We start from the raw sequence: 14,659 nt of genomic DNA, 5'->3' as shown, positions 1-14,659 counted from the left end.
TTATTGTTGTTTAAATTTAAGTGTGTAAAAAATACACTATAGATGCCGTTTAATTGCATTAAAACCTTAAAATTATACCCGAAAAGGCATTGGTCTTTTTTAAGTTGAAATAAATATTTTACAAATTTTTAGCATAATGACTAATAAAATTATCGATTTCAGGAGTGATACCGTTACAAAACCAACAGCCGGAATGTTAGAAGCCATGATGCAGGCAAAAGTTGGCGATGATGTTTTTGGTGAAGATGAAACTGTACACCATTTGGAAACAAAACTTGCTGCAATGTTTAACATGGAAGCTGGTTTGTTTTGCCCATCCGGAACAATGACCAATCAAATTGCCATTAAATGTTTTACTCAGCCCATGGATGAGGTAATTTGCGACCAAACAGCACACGTATATCGTTATGAAATTGGTGGTATTGCATTTCATTCGGCTGCATCTGTAAGGTTATTGAATGGAACACGAGGTATTTTAACGCCCGAGCTGATTGAGCCAGAAATTAATGAAGATAATATTCACTATCCAAACTCATCCTTATTGGTGCTCGAAAATACAGTAAATAAAGGTGGTGGAAGCTGTTACAACCTTAATCAGATAGCACCAATTCATCACTTATGTAATATTAAGGGTTTAAAACTGCATTTAGATGGCGCCAGAATATTTAATGCGCTAACCGCTACCGGCGATAAAGCGCATGATTATGGCAAATATTTTGACGGCATATCGGTTTGTTTATCAAAGGGTTTGGGTGCTCCTGTTGGTTCAGTTTTGTTAGCGAGTAAAGAAACCACTAAAAAAGCCCGAAAAATTAGAAAAGCTTTTGGCGGTGGCATGAGGCAGGCTGGGTTTTTAGCCGCAGCAGGCATATATGCTTTAGATAATCATGTTGAACGATTAAAAGACGACCATAAACATGCCAAAGATTTAGCCGCTGCATTAGCCAGAACACCATACGTAAAATCGATAATGCCGGTTGAAACCAATATTGTAATTTTTGAAGTTGAAAACGGAACGGCAGTTAAAGTTGTAGAGCAATTTAAAAATAAGGGTTTGCTGTGTGCTACAACCAGCAAAAGTACCATCAGGTTTGTAACGCATTTGGATATTAGCCCCGAAATGGTTGATAGAGCAATCGAAATTATATTACATTTGTTTTAAAGCAAATTGTATTTTAAGCTTATTTATTACTAACCAAATGCCAGATAAACAATTAAATTTTCGTCAGATTTCTAAATTACTTGTTGCAAACCGTGGAGAGATTGCACTCCGGATTATGCGGTCGGCAAGAGAAATGGGTATTAAAACGGTTGCTGTTTTTTCGGAAGTTGATAGAAATGCCCTGCATGTTCGTTATGCTGATGAAGCCATTTGCATTGGTCCGGCGCCCTCTAATCAAAGTTATCTTTTAGGTGAAAACATCATCAATGCCTGTAAGAAAACAGGTGCTGAGGCTATTCATCCAGGTTACGGCTTTCTCTCGGAAAATGCAGGTTTTGCGCAGATGGTTGCCGATGCGGGTTTAATTTTAGTTGGTCCATCGCCACAGGCAATGGAAACAATGGGCAATAAACTATCAGCAAAAGCCGCAGCTTTAAAGTACAATATCCCGATGGTTCCCGGAACGGAAGAGGCTATAAAAAATGTAAATGAAGCTAAAGAACGAGCTGTTGAAGTCGGGTTTCCGATTTTGATAAAAGCGGCTGCAGGTGGCGGTGGAAAGGGAATGCGGATTGTAGAAAAGGTAGAGGATTTTGAAGAGCAGATGAAACTTGCGGTGAGCGAGGCGACTTCTGCTTTTGGCGACGGTTCGGTTTTTATCGAGCGTTACGTTACTTCACCAAGGCATATCGAAATTCAGGTTTTGGGCGATAATTATGGCAATATTGTTCATTTGTTTGAACGCGAATGTTCGGTTCAGCGTCGCCATCAAAAAGTTGTTGAAGAAGCACCATCATCGGTGTTAACACCAGAAATTAGAGCGCTTATGGGCAAGTGTGCAGTGGATGTTGCCCGTTCTGTAAATTACACCGGAGCAGGTACTGTTGAATTTATTCTAGATGAGAATCTCGATTTTTTCTTCCTGGAAATGAACACCCGCTTACAAGTTGAACATCCGGTTACGGAATTAATTACAGGAATAGATTTAGTTAAAGAGCAAATAAAAGTTGCCCGGGGCGAAGCTTTATCTTTTGCCCAGGAAGATTTAAAAATTAACGGACACGCCGTAGAATTAAGGGTTTATGCCGAAGACCCGAACAATAATTTCCTGCCGGATATTGGTACACTGGAAACTTATAAAATTCCTAAAGGAAACGGTGTAAGGGTTGATGATGGCTTTGAACAGGGTATGGAAATCCCGATTTATTACGACCCAATGATTGCAAAACTCATCACCTTTGGTAAAGATAGGGAAGAGGCAATTAACAGAATGGTTAGGGCAATTGAAGAATATGAGATTACCGGGATAGAAACCACGCTTGGTTTTGGTAAATTTGTAATGCAGCACGAAGCGTTTAAATCAGGGAAATTCGACACTCACTTTGTTGGCAAATATTTTAATGCCGATAGCTTAAAAAGTCAGGATGAAACCGAAGCATTAATTGCGGCTTTAATTGCAACAAAACTTTTCAATCAGAAAGATGGAAAATTAACAAATTCATCAGCAGTTAAAAAATCATCAGATTGGAGAAAAAACAGATTAAAATATTAATCCTTTACCATGTTTACCGGAATTATAGAAACCCTTGGCGAAATAAAAGCCATTAAAAAAGCGCATACAAATATCCATTTTACCATTGCATCGGCAATTAGCCACGAATTAAAAATAGACCAAAGTGTGGCCCACAATGGTGTTTGCCTTACAGTTGTGGCATTAAGCAATGATACGCATACCGTAACGGCGATTGATGAAACCTTGAGTAAAACCAGTTTAGGTAGTTTAAAAGTTGGCAGTAAAGTAAATTTGGAGCGTTGCATGCAAATGAATGGCAGGTTGGATGGCCATATTGTTCAGGGGCATGTAGATCAAACTGCAACTTGCATAAAAAGAGAAACGTTGGATGGAAGCTGGGAATACAGATTTAAGTACGATGCAGCGAATGGCAATGTTACTGTAGAAAAAGGTTCTGTTTGTGTTAATGGCATCAGCCTAACTGTTGTAAATTCGCAAAGCGATGAATTTTCTGTTTTTATTATTCCTTATACATTTGAGCACACCAATTTACACGAAGTTGAGGTTGGCGATACCGTAAATTTAGAATTTGATATTATTGGTAAATATGTTGCCCGCTTGATAGGTAATAAATAATTGTATGTACAGTAAGGAAGAGGCTGCACGTTTACGTCAGCAATTTTGGATAAGTTTTGGCCAGTACATGAAACCTGTTCCATCTGCCAGTGGCTCTACAGTACATTGGATAAATTATAAAACTGGCGTAAAAAATATTTTTTTTAAAATGGATGCCGATAATAAGAAAGCAAGTATTTCAATCCAACTTACCCATTCAGATATTGGAATAAGGCATTTAATCTTTAATCAGTTTGAAGAATTTAAAGGAATGTTTACCAGTACCATGAATGAAGAGTGGGAATGGATACAAGATTATACAGATGAATACGGTAAAACCATAAGCCAAATTATAATTACCCTTAAAGGCATTAGCGTTTTTAACCAAAGCCAATGGCCAGATTTAATATCATTCTTTAAACCAAGAATAGTAGCACTTGATGAATTTTGGGATAATGTTAAGCCGGTTTTTGAAGATTTAAACTAACTACTTTTTTAAAATTTCCATCCTTTTATTTATAAAATCGAAAACAGATTTATTGCCTTCGGTATTTGGCAATACCTTTAAAACTTGTACATAGGTATTTATCGCATTTGTTTTCTGGTTTAACTTCATATCATAAATCTGCGCTAAAATATAAAGCATACTACCTTCATTGTCAAAAAATGCACCTTTTCTATATGCTGCAGCAGCGCTTTCAAACTTTTCGCTTTGCTCATAGCTTTCACCTAATTTGGTATAGTACAATAATGTTTTCTTCGAAATTCCTGCATTAATGGCTTTGGTAAAGTATACAGCAGCGTTGTTGTAATCTTTTAATCCTCTGTAGCAAAGCGCCATATTGTAATAAAGTCCTTCATTACTATCTTCATCAGCTAGTTTACTCACTTTTTTAAAGCAATCCAGCCCTTTCTGAAATTCTTTTTTCATGTAATAAACTTTACCCAAATTATTCATTACGAACGATGAGCTGTCGCCTAGTGCAAGCAATTTTTGTCCGGTGGCCAAGGCCTCATCAAGCTGCGATTGCGACAGCGCAATAGGTAATTTTATTTTAAGCAATTGTATATTAGTCGAATCTACTTTGAGTGCAGGTTCTAATATGGTCTTTGCCATAGAAAATAGATTTGATTTCATGTAAAGCTCGGCCAAATCAAAAACTACATCTGCATCTGTTGGGTTTAGTTTATTGGCCTTTCTCAGGTAATTAATCTTTCTCACACTCAAAGGTTCAGTTTGCAGGTTTGCAAGTTGTTTATATGCCGAAAAGCTATTACTATCAATTTTAATAATTTGCTCATATAGTGTGTTTGCCTTATTATTATTTCCTCTTTTGGCTGCGATACTTGCCAGATTAAATAATATTGATAAATTTTCTGGCTGTAACTGATTTGCTTTGGCGTAAAATTTCTCTGCATCAGCTGTTTTACCGGCCATCATGTAGCAATAACCAATTTGACTAAGCGCTTTTAAATCTTTAGTATCATCACCGTAAATTTTACTCAGATAATCTGCTGCTTCACTATATTTTTGCAACTGGTATAACTCAAAAAGCTTTTCCTTATCAAAGGTTTGATTTTGCGCAGAAACTGATATTGATAAAGCGAATAGTAGAAGGATAATTAACTTTTTCATATGGCTGGAATTTTAAACTAAAGTATTAGTTGTTTTTTATAATTCCAAACTTTTATCCTTAAAAAAAACAAAAAACGCACAAGTTGGTTTATTATCTACTAATTAATCATTTAAAACAAAAACTTATGAATACTTTAGAAAAATTTGAATTAATGGAAAAGATAGTGCGTGAGTTAGAGGATGTGCAGAACTCACAACAGGCGCTTATTCAAAAAATTGCTAAAATTGAGGTTGATAATATCGAATTAAGTGATAGCAGACTGGAAAAAGATTTACCAGATATTCATCAGAATTTAGCAGATAACTTAGATACCATTTCAGGTATTTTGGATTACTTTGCAGATAAAACACAGAATTTTGGAAATAAAAATAATGTTGAAGCTTTAAAAGAGCAACAAGCGATTAATGATGCTATCAACTAATTTATAACTTAATTATCCCTATTGTTATGAAGACCATTTATTTAACTCTGGCCTGCGCATTAGCAGGATTTTTTGCCAATGCGCAAGTTTTACCATCATTTCAACTTGGTGTAAAGGCGGGCGCAAATTTTTCAAAATTTGATCCTGAAAACACCTTTAGTAGTACTAACAGAACCGGCTTTTATGGTGGTTTGTGGGCGAGGGTTGGAGCGGGTGGTCTTCATTTTCAACCAGAAATATATATTTCTGGCAAAAAAACAAATTTGGTAAGTGATGCTACGGGAGAAGTTAACGAAGTTCGTTTTACCAGCTTAGATGTTCCTTTACTAATTGGAACAAAATTTGGCGCTGCGGGCGTGGGTGTAAGAATAAATACAGGACCTGCTTTTTCTTTAATCCTTGATGAAAATCAAAGCTTTGGGCAGGCAGCAGGAAATGTTTTTAAAGCAAACTTTAAAGACCAGGCAATTGCATGGCAATTTGGTGCGGGTTTAGACATTAAAAAACTTAGTTTCGATGCTCGCTACGAACTTGGTTTATCTAAAATAAATAAGGCAGGTTACCCGGATACCAAACTTAACTTATTTACAATCGGTGTTGGATATCGAATTTTGTAATTATTTTACATAAACTTAAAACCAATTTAACATCGTGTGGTTTTAGTAATAACCTAACCTTGTAAATATATCACCATGAATTTAAAGGAACTATTACTAAAAGGCCAAAGTTTCATTTCGCTTTTGAATGAATTTAGGATTGATGTTAATGATTTGATTATTAAAGATGAAAATAACATCTTCAAAAGTCAGGTAAACAGAAACACTGAAATTGTTAAAGAGTCGGTTTGGATGGAAGGCAGAAGCAAAGATGGAATGGTAAATCTATTCGGAACATTACATTATAACTTACTTAATAAGCTTGCCGTGTTTGAAATGGAAGGATATGAAAAAATTCCTGCGGTGGGATAAATAATTTAAAAAAAGTAAAAAAGGACAGAATTAAACTTCTGTCCTTTTTTTGTGCTCAATCATTTGGTTTTCTACCTCGGTTAGTTCGTAAGCAAATGCACCATTTTTAGGAATAATTGGTGTTTCCCTGCCAACACTTAAGGCTTTTATAAACGATGCTCCGAAATAGAATATTAGCGATGAGTAAAATACAAACAGCATAATTACAATTATAGAGCCTGCAGAACCATAAATATTGCTGATATTACTTAGCGGAAGCAAAATGCGTAAAATATATTTTCCTGCTGTAAACAGGCATCCGGTTAATAATCCACCAGAAATTGCGGCTCGCCAGGTTGGGCGACCATTAGTTAAAAATCTAAACAGAATTGTAAACCATGCGGTAACAATAATTACAAATACAATTTGGTTAATTATAGATGTTGCAATCAGTTCAAATGATGGAGAATTGGTTTTTAGGTAGGAACCTATAACCGCCTGAATACTGTCGGCCAGTAAGCCTATAAAAAATAAAATACCGGCCAAGAGTATAATGGTTACCGATATAGCCCTGGATTTTAAGGTATTAACAATGCCTTTTTTACTGCTCATGCCAATACTCCAGATTTGTTCTAAAGAATTTTTTATTACGTTAAATAGGGTAGTAGCCACAAAAAAGAAAAATACAAAACTTAATAAAGTGATATACCATTCCTGGTCTATGCCGCGGATGTTTCTTAATGTAAGTCTGATTTGCTTAATACTATTCTCATCTAAAATATTAGCCAGACGGTCAAAAATGTTTGCAACAAGTGTTCTTCTATCGGTAAACATACCGAAAAGCCTAATTAAAATAATTAATATGGGTGGTAATGCAAAATTAGTAAAAAATGCGGTTGCGCCAGCTAAGCGCAAAGGATCGTTTTCCTGAAATACGTTAAATGCCTTTCTCAAAGTAGAGAAAAAGAACTTTAAATCTTCTTTAATTTTTGCTATCGGCATTTAAGAGGCTTGGAACAGAAAGCCCGAAAATACTAAAAATTTCTATCGGGCTTTTTGAAATATGAATATTAATTTACTTTGGTAAAAACCAACAGCGTTTTTTCATCTTTTAGTAGTTCAAGCTTATTATCAACGATTTTTATATTATTGGTTTCGTTTAAGGCATTTAAATAAGCCCTTTCTGATGAATCAGTGTCCTGGCAGAACATTTTTGTACTAAAGAGATTCTTTAAAGAAACCTTATCTTCATTGATTTCTGCCTTGCCACCATAACTATTACAAAAAGATTTTCCGCTCACATTTAGGCTATCTCCAAATATTAAAGACGCTGTACCACTTGCAGGCAATGTAATTCCGGTTATGCTCGTCAATTCCCAGTTTGTATTTTTTAAGGTATCAGGATTAACTTTTTCTAAACATGAACTAAAAAAGCATAAAGCAATCCCGAGGATAAGTAGGTTTTTCATAATTGATAATTTTTAAAACTTTCACAAAAACCAAACCAAAGCAAATATTACATAAACTTTGGTCAGCTTTAAATTAGGATTAATTGTGGGCAGTTGTTTTTTATTAATCAATATTATCTGTTAAATAACCTTTTTCAAATTCTACCAAATCAAGTTTAAGAAATGATTTTAAATGTTGAGATTTTAAATTTTTATTGAAAGTTTCTTCGTTCTTAAAACATTCCCATAAAACTATCACACTTGGGTTTGTTTTAGTCTGTTAATCTCGAACAAAATATTTCCACTTTCTAAAATGGTTAAATCCTTTAATTTTTTTAGTTCTGAAATTGTAAACTCTATTCTTGTTGTATCTTTTATTTTTAAATTCTGGTAGAGTAGAAGTAAGGCTCAGATTTTTTTGATTCAATTAAATCCCAGAGATTACCATATAAATCTGCAAAAACTGCCACTTTACCATATTCTTCAATACTTGGTTCCCTTATAATTATGACACCATTATTAACCAACTTTTGATAATCTATTTCAAAGTTATCAGTGCTCAAAAATAGAAATACCCTACCACCAGTTTGATTGCCAATTCTGCTTTTTTGTTCTTCGGTTATGCCTTTTGCTAACAATATTGAACTTCCACTGTCACCTTTTGGTTTAATTAGAACCCAACGTTTTGTATCAGATAGACGCGTATCTTCAATTAAATCAAAATCTAATTTTTGAGTATAAAATTCAATTGCTTCATCATAATCATTTACCACAATGGCAACGTGTTGCAAATTTTGTTTCATTTATTTTTTGATGTAAAATGCAAAAATATGATATATCTGTTTTCAAAAAGTTTTTTAATCATGACAATCAAATTTTTTGTCATTAAATAAATACCTAAAAATGAATGTTTAATCGTTACATAAACCTTAAATAATTGCTTACAAACCATGTTATCTTTTATTTATGTATTTTTTAATTAGAGCACTTTTTTACGTAATACTTTAACCATCACTATTGATTTGGGAAATAAAGATTATAAATTAGTAAAAAAAAGACATCTGTTTTATGAAAGTAACTTACTTATTCGTACTAATCTCAATTTGCTTTTTCTCTTGTAGTGAATCGAAGCTGGAAAAAACAATAGTTGCAAATAATTTTACCGGAGAAGAGAATTTCAATACTACTCCTAAAAGCAAAAAAGATATTTTAACTTTTAAAAAGGTTGATTCATCTAATGTAAATGCAATTACCTACAATGTTAAATACAAAGACACTGTAATTTCAGTTAAAAACGACCCAAAACCAGTTGCAAGTATTTTTTTACAACCCAGATTTTTAAATACTCAGAAAACTGCGGCAATTGTTCAGGTTGCGGATAGTTCAGGTTTAGTTTCTCCCTTTTACATAATCTCGCTACATAACGGGCAACCAGAAGTTACCAAACTCGATCGCCCATCAAATGGCGCAATGGATAGTAAAATAACGAAGGGTTTGGAAGAGTTAACGCTGAGTATTTTTTTACTTAATAACGATTACGTAGTAACGATAATAAATGGTAGAGTTTATCAGCTGAAAAGACAAAATGATGCGGAGCGCATACAAGGTCGTTTCATTTTATATTCGCCTGATAAAACCACATTTGTATTTGCCACAAAAACTTCTCTTTATCAAACGAATTATAAAACTGGCGAATCTGTAGATCTAAAGGCTTCAAGCGATTTGCTTGCTCCAGAGAATATGGCGAATTTCAATAATAATTTCACCTGGTATAAAAACGCAAAAGGAACATCATTTTTAAAAGTGAGCGATCCAGACAGAGTTGTGGAGCTGAGTGAATTTAAATAAAAGAATATTAAGAGAATATAATTGGGTCGAGTTTATATACTTGACCTTTTTATTGCTCAACTGTTTGAAGCCAATTTTCTATTGCTTTTTGAAGTTTTGTAGCCTTAGATAAAACATCATCTAAATCTTTAAAATTTATTATCCTTCTACCATCTTTATAATTCCCTTCTAATAAATCCAAACTTTCAGTTATCCTATCGCCCGTTGGCAAAACAAGCATAATTCGTTGTTTATTTAGGTTTAATACTGCAATATCTCTTTTGTATTCTTTCGCATCGAAGTCTTTAATTTTACCGGTATAGTAAAAACTTGGGCTATTCCACTTAATATGTTCTGCAATTTCTTTATCTGTAGATAAAATCAACTTTCTAATGGCCTGAATAATTTCTGCCACGTTTGGTTCAAGTTTATCTATATATGCAGAAACTTGCTCGGTTGGTGATGGTTTAATGCTTTGCTCCATGAATTCCTAAATACTATGCTAATGTATTCTTAAAATTTAATTCTTATTGCTGATAAGCAAAAAAGTTATTATCCAGGCAAGAAATGCGGTGTGGCAAAACCTATTCCTTTTTTACAATTAAAATGTCAAGTTCTCCAATAGCAAGGTAACCAAACTCATAACAGAAAATATAAGTGTTTCCATTATGTGTAAGGTGTATTGAAGTATGGTAATTAAAATTAAATCCCGCACTTATTAACTTGTTTCGGGTTATTTTAGCTTTTCCATCCGGATTAAATTTCGATAGGATTGAGCGATTTCTTTTCAAAATCAAATTTACTGCTTTAACAATCGCGTTATCTTCAGCTTTTAGGTGGTTATTATAGTTATTGCGACATAAGTCGTCACAAAATTTTTTATCGGCACGACCCTTAACCGGGTTACCGCAATCGAGGCATAAACGGTCCATAATTTTTCTAAAGTTAATTATGGGATGACGGCATAAAATTAATAAAATATATAAGGTACAAAAAATAAATCCTTTTAAATCAGTGTCATAGCCGATTTTAAACGTTTATAAACGACTATAAATGTTTAATACCCGAGTAAGCCTTTCGGTTATATGCAACTTTGTTCTGTCGGTAGTGAATTGCACTATTGGTCTTTAATTATCAAGAAACTAAATATTTATATTATGGATGCGATTACAAACAAAGTAGAATTAAGTGGATTTGCAGGTGCAGATGCAGAAATTAAAAATTTATCTGGTACACTAAAATTAGCAAAGGTACAACTGGCTGTTAATGATTCTTACAAAACTTCTGGTGGACAGGAGGTTAAGAAAACACAATGGTTTACGCTAACTTTTTGGGGCGCCAAAGCAGAATTAGCTGCAGAAAAGGTAAAAAAGGGTACACATTTAAGTATTGAAGGACGTTTGCTCAATAATTTTTACGAAGCAAAAGATGGAAGCAAGCGTTACTCAATAGAAATTGTTGTAAATGAAATTTATCTTAAAGAAAACGAAACTACAAACCAAACAAACTAAATAAATCGTCTATCCTATCAGCTCTACATCCCATGAAAAATGTAAACAAATTTTTCTGATGTGTAATGCCTTATTTGTTAAAACAAGTAAGGCATTATAGTTTAATGGCTGTACCAACGTAGTAGTTTCTTGATGCTGCCGGATTAAAGTATCGGTTATTAGCCGCATTTAAGTCATTACCTAAGCTATACTTTTCATTTAGTAGATTATTAACCCCTGTAAAAATGTTCAGTTTTGTTTTGCCAATTTTAAGCGCACTAACACCAGCTTTGGCTTCTATTAAATTATAACGCTTTGAGAAAACGCTGTTCGCATCATTTAGCGGTATAGATGATGTGTAGTTATGTTGCGCAAACAAATAAAAACCACTTTTAAACTGAAAACTTAAACTGCTTACTAATACGTTTGCAGGTACGCCGGTTAACTTATTGCCCGAAAAATTATTTGTCGCGTTACTAAAATCATCAAAATAATAATGGCTGTAGGTATAGTTATTTCTAATTTCTAAAGCATTTAAAAGTCCGGTGTTTTCTTTTATTACCCAAAATGACGTTTCTATCTCAATTCCTTTTTGATTGGTTCCACCTGCATTTACAAAATATTCAGTGTCGTTAGAATTTAACCTTCTAACAATAGCATCTTTTAATTTAAACTGATAAACATTAGCGTTTGCATAAAATCTATTGTCCAGCGATTTGTAACGCAAGCCAACTTCGTAATTCCATCCATTTTCTGCCTGTAAATCATTATTAATGTTATTGTCTGATGAACGTACTTCGGCAATTGTTGGTGGGGCGTAACCCTTACTAACAGAACTTCTTACAGAAAAATTTTGATTAATTAAGTACGAAATTGCCAGTTTGGGCATCAACTGTTCTGCAAATTTCCTTTCTCTTTGTGCTGTCGAAACCGGGAAAAAGCTTTGATATTTATATTTATAAAAATTTAAACTCGTGGCTAATTCAATCAACAATTTTCGATTGATATCGAATGTAGTTCTAAAAAAGCCAAAATCCTGAAAGGCTTTTAAATCATCAAAAGCTTGGGCTGTGCCTGTTATGCCTGCATTATTATTAAAATTTCTGACTTGCGATTTTGTAGATGAACTTTCCAAACCTAATTGGCTATTCCATGTTAAATTGCTGAACGATTTTTTATACTCCAGAAAAGTCCTTAAACCAAGGGTATTTTCATACCTCTTTTCAAAATTTGTAATAAATGGATTTTTAAAATCAGTATAGGAAGTAAATATGGAAACCACGTGTTTGAAATTTTCATTTAATTGATAAACATTTGATAATCCGCCAAAAATGGTTTTATTATATATTGCAGCTTGTTGTGTAATCGCTCCTGGCAGGGTTGGGGTTGCTGGCCTGGCTTGCTGCGGATTTAATTCCATTTGTGCCTGCGTTAAGCCTCCCGGCGTTTTATATGCTAAATCACTATAAAAAATAAATGCTTTTAAAACACCCGATTTATTGTAATTCCATTGATGATTGGTTTGGAAATATTTACGTTTCATAGTGCTGTTTTCGCGATAACCATTGCTTTCCTGATAACCTTGCACAAAGTTTAAACTGTAATTTTTAAATTGATGGGAAATGTTTGACGTTTGATGAAATAAACCAAATGAGCCCGCAGTAATGGATGCCTCAATTTTATTCGTAATTTCTGGATTATTGATTAAGATTGCGCCCCCGGTATTTGCACCAAAAATACTCGCTTCCGGCCCTTTGTAAACTTCGAGATTTTGTATCGCACTGGCATCAATTAAATTTAAATAAGTATTGCCTCCTGCATCAGTTAAAGGAAAATCATCAATATAAATTTTAATATTTCGGATACCAAAAGGAGAACGTAGTAAACTTCCGCGAAGCGATAAACGGTAACTACCTGGCGAACGCTCTTCCATTCTTACCCCGGCAATTGTGTTAATAGCGCTTACCATTGAAGCTGATGGTTGGTAACGAAGCAGATTGCTATCTAAAAGGCTAACTGCCGAAACTGAACGAATGATTTGTTCACTATTATAATATCCTTTTACAACAACCTCATCTAATTTTTTAACGGTATCAGGTTTTGAAATTTGGGCAATGGCAGAATAAGATATGAATAGAAAAGCTATTGAGAAAAGTGATTTCAAAGGGCTGGGTTTAAGATTTAATTAAAATAAAAAGCAGACTAAAATTACAATTTTAATCTGCTTTGAAAATTATTGATTTCGATTTTTACTTAGCTGCAACTCTCCAAACCACTCCACTTACATCATCAGCAACCAGTAGTGCTCCATCAGGCGTAAGCGTTACACCAACCGGTCTTCCATAAACTTCAGCTTTTTCTTCATTAGCGATAAAGCCGGTTAAAAAATCTTCAGGCTTGCCTGTTGGTTTGCCATTTTTAAAAGGAACAAATGCAACTTTATAACCCGAAATTTTCGAACGATTCCATGAACCGTGCTGACCGATAAATGCTCCTCGTTGGTATTTCTGAGGAAATTTAGTTGCCTTATAAAAAGCTAAACCTAATGATGCTGTGTGTGAGCCAACAGCAACATCTGGTACAATTGTTTTCTCCACTAATTCAGGTTTTTGGCCTTTTAAACGTGGGTCTTCGTTTTGACCAAAGTAGGCATAAGGCCAACCATAAAAACCTCCCTCTTTAACGCTTGTAATATAATCTGGCACTAAATCATCACCCAAACCATCTCTTTCGTTTACTGCAGTCCACAACATATTTGTGCCAGGAGCCCAATCTACACCAACCGGATTTCTTAATCCGCTTGCATAAATTTTTTCCCCGGTACCATCCGGATTTATTTCCAAAATGTTTGCTCTTCTAACCTCATGCTCCATTCCATTTTCGCCAACATTACTACCAGAACCAACGGTTACATATATTTTGCTTTTATCGGCATTAGTTATCAAATTTCTGGTCCAATGGTTATTGTAACCTCCGGCAGGTAAACTTAAAATCTTTTTACCCTGACCTGAAATTTTTGTATCGCCAGTTTTATATGGGTATTGCCATAAACCATCTGTATTGGCAACGTAAAAACTGTTGCCGATAATTGCCATCCCGTAAGGTTGATTTAAACCCGCTAAAAAAGTAGTTGTTGTTTCAGGCTTTCCATCCTTATTTTCATCGCGATAAAGAATAATTGTATTTGCACTTTTACCCGGAACTTCTGATTTTGATTTGCCGGTTACAGCGCCTGCAATTTTTTCTGCAGTGCTTCTTTCAGAATTTGTTAAAACCACAAGAACATCACCATTTGGGGTAATAATCATATTTCTTGGGCTCTTAATCCCCGAAGCGAACTTTGTAACCACAAAACCGTCGGGCGCTATCGGGGTTTTGCCTTCAGGCCAGCCAATAACTTTGCTAAATTTATTTTTGGATGCAGTAGTATCCGGTGCCGGAAGATTTAAATCTGCGACAGCGGTTTTAGCTGTTGTGTCGCTTTCCAAACTATCGCTTTGCGAATTTGATTTAGAACCAGATTGGCAACTTGCAAATATTGCCGAGGAAAGAAGCGTTGTGTATAAAAGTTGTTTTTTCATAGTTTTCTTAATGATGAA

17 protein-coding genes are annotated in these 14,659 nt (G+C 34.4%); 9 read left to right on the top strand and 8 right to left on the bottom strand.

Annotated elements, in window-relative coordinates; genetic code table 11:
* Positions 1–136: 136 nt before the first annotated feature.
* The 4 genes from LUA90_RS03605 to LUA90_RS03590 are packed head-to-tail and all read left to right on the top strand — an operon-like array spanning position 137 to position 3,777.
* The gene (locus tag LUA90_RS03605; RefSeq protein ID WP_231490193.1) at positions 137–1,162 is read left to right on the top strand and encodes a low specificity L-threonine aldolase; all 1,026 of its coding nucleotides are present in this window, start codon (positions 137–139) and stop codon (positions 1,160–1,162) included.
* A gap of 37 nt (positions 1,163–1,199) precedes the next feature.
* Positions 1,200–2,714: an acetyl-CoA carboxylase biotin carboxylase subunit gene (accC, locus tag LUA90_RS03600; protein ID WP_231490192.1), complete on the top strand. Its 1,515-nt coding sequence runs from the start codon at positions 1,200–1,202 to the stop codon at positions 2,712–2,714.
* A 9-nt stretch (positions 2,715–2,723) separates the two neighbouring features.
* Positions 2,724–3,311 carry a riboflavin synthase gene (locus tag LUA90_RS03595; RefSeq protein ID WP_231490191.1) on the top strand — a complete coding sequence of 196 codons (588 nt, stop codon included), beginning with the start codon at positions 2,724–2,726 and terminating at the stop codon, positions 3,309–3,311.
* A gap of 4 nt (positions 3,312–3,315) precedes the next feature.
* The gene (locus tag LUA90_RS03590) at positions 3,316–3,777 is read left to right on the top strand and encodes a DUF4268 domain-containing protein (RefSeq protein WP_231490190.1); all 462 of its coding nucleotides are present in this window, start codon (positions 3,316–3,318) and stop codon (positions 3,775–3,777) included.
* Here LUA90_RS03590 and LUA90_RS03585 read toward each other — a convergent pair whose 3' ends face one another.
* Positions 3,778–4,926, bottom strand: coding sequence for a lipopolysaccharide assembly protein LapB (locus tag LUA90_RS03585; RefSeq protein WP_231490188.1), 1,149 nt, complete (start codon positions 4,924–4,926; stop codon positions 3,778–3,780).
* Positions 4,927–5,051: 125 nt separating this feature from the next.
* Between LUA90_RS03585 and LUA90_RS03580 the strand changes: the two genes are divergently transcribed.
* The 3 genes from LUA90_RS03580 to LUA90_RS03570 all read left to right on the top strand — a co-directional run bounded on the left by LUA90_RS03580 (position 5,052) and on the right by LUA90_RS03570 (position 6,316).
* Positions 5,052–5,348: a hypothetical protein gene (locus tag LUA90_RS03580; RefSeq protein ID WP_231462175.1), complete on the top strand. Its 297-nt coding sequence runs from the start codon at positions 5,052–5,054 to the stop codon at positions 5,346–5,348.
* A gap of 26 nt (positions 5,349–5,374) precedes the next feature.
* The gene (locus LUA90_RS03575; RefSeq protein ID WP_231490186.1) at positions 5,375–5,965 is read left to right on the top strand and encodes a porin family protein; all 591 of its coding nucleotides are present in this window, start codon (positions 5,375–5,377) and stop codon (positions 5,963–5,965) included.
* A 75-nt stretch (positions 5,966–6,040) separates the two neighbouring features.
* A complete protein-coding gene (locus LUA90_RS03570) occupies positions 6,041–6,316 on the top strand; it encodes a hypothetical protein (protein ID WP_231490185.1) in 276 nt (91 codons plus the stop codon).
* A gap of 30 nt (positions 6,317–6,346) precedes the next feature.
* Here LUA90_RS03570 and LUA90_RS03565 read toward each other — a convergent pair whose 3' ends face one another.
* The 3 genes from LUA90_RS03565 to LUA90_RS03555 form a co-directional block, all read right to left on the bottom strand.
* On the bottom strand, positions 6,347–7,297 hold the full coding sequence (locus LUA90_RS03565) for a YihY/virulence factor BrkB family protein (RefSeq protein WP_231462203.1): 951 nt from the start codon (positions 7,295–7,297) through the stop codon (positions 6,347–6,349).
* A gap of 68 nt (positions 7,298–7,365) precedes the next feature.
* On the bottom strand, positions 7,366–7,764 hold the full coding sequence (locus LUA90_RS03560; protein ID WP_231490183.1) for an META domain-containing protein: 399 nt from the start codon (positions 7,762–7,764) through the stop codon (positions 7,366–7,368).
* A 359-nt stretch (positions 7,765–8,123) separates the two neighbouring features.
* Positions 8,124–8,546 (bottom strand): VOC family protein, encoded by a 423-nt coding sequence (locus LUA90_RS03555; protein WP_231490181.1) that lies wholly within the window; start codon positions 8,544–8,546, stop codon positions 8,124–8,126.
* Between the two features lie 265 nt (positions 8,547–8,811).
* On the opposite strand from LUA90_RS03555, the gene LUA90_RS03550 reads away from it, so the two are divergent.
* Positions 8,812–9,591: a hypothetical protein gene (locus LUA90_RS03550; RefSeq protein WP_231462218.1), complete on the top strand. Its 780-nt coding sequence runs from the start codon at positions 8,812–8,814 to the stop codon at positions 9,589–9,591.
* A 49-nt stretch (positions 9,592–9,640) separates the two neighbouring features.
* Here the strand turns inward: LUA90_RS03550 and LUA90_RS03545 are convergent, their stop codons facing one another.
* Together LUA90_RS03545 and LUA90_RS03540 are read right to left on the bottom strand one after the other, a co-directional pair.
* Positions 9,641–10,054 (bottom strand): DUF1801 domain-containing protein, encoded by a 414-nt coding sequence (locus LUA90_RS03545; protein ID WP_231462224.1) that lies wholly within the window; start codon positions 10,052–10,054, stop codon positions 9,641–9,643.
* Between the two features lie 100 nt (positions 10,055–10,154).
* The gene (locus LUA90_RS03540) at positions 10,155–10,502 is read right to left on the bottom strand and encodes a hypothetical protein (RefSeq protein WP_231462230.1); all 348 of its coding nucleotides are present in this window, start codon (positions 10,500–10,502) and stop codon (positions 10,155–10,157) included.
* A gap of 225 nt (positions 10,503–10,727) precedes the next feature.
* Here LUA90_RS03540 and LUA90_RS03535 point away from each other — a divergent pair, with 225 nt between their 5' ends.
* Positions 10,728–11,081, top strand: a complete 354-nt coding sequence (locus LUA90_RS03535; protein ID WP_231462233.1) for a single-stranded DNA-binding protein — start codon at positions 10,728–10,730, stop codon at positions 11,079–11,081.
* Between the two features lie 94 nt (positions 11,082–11,175).
* Here LUA90_RS03535 and LUA90_RS03530 read toward each other — a convergent pair whose 3' ends face one another.
* Together LUA90_RS03530 and LUA90_RS03525 are read right to left on the bottom strand one after the other, a co-directional pair.
* Entirely contained in the window at positions 11,176–13,224 is a 2,049-nt protein-coding gene (locus LUA90_RS03530; protein ID WP_231462239.1) for a TonB-dependent receptor, read from the bottom strand.
* A gap of 85 nt (positions 13,225–13,309) precedes the next feature.
* Positions 13,310–14,641: a sorbosone dehydrogenase family protein gene (locus tag LUA90_RS03525; protein ID WP_231462241.1), complete on the bottom strand. Its 1,332-nt coding sequence runs from the start codon at positions 14,639–14,641 to the stop codon at positions 13,310–13,312.
* Positions 14,642–14,659: the final 18 nt, after the last annotated feature.

It is taken from the genome of Pedobacter sp. Leaf170 (genome assembly GCF_920984665.1).
GTDB lineage: Bacteria > Bacteroidota > Bacteroidia > Sphingobacteriales > Sphingobacteriaceae > Pedobacter.
Note: the sequence above shows the minus strand (reverse complement) of the source record. Positions and strands in the feature narration are given on the sequence as shown.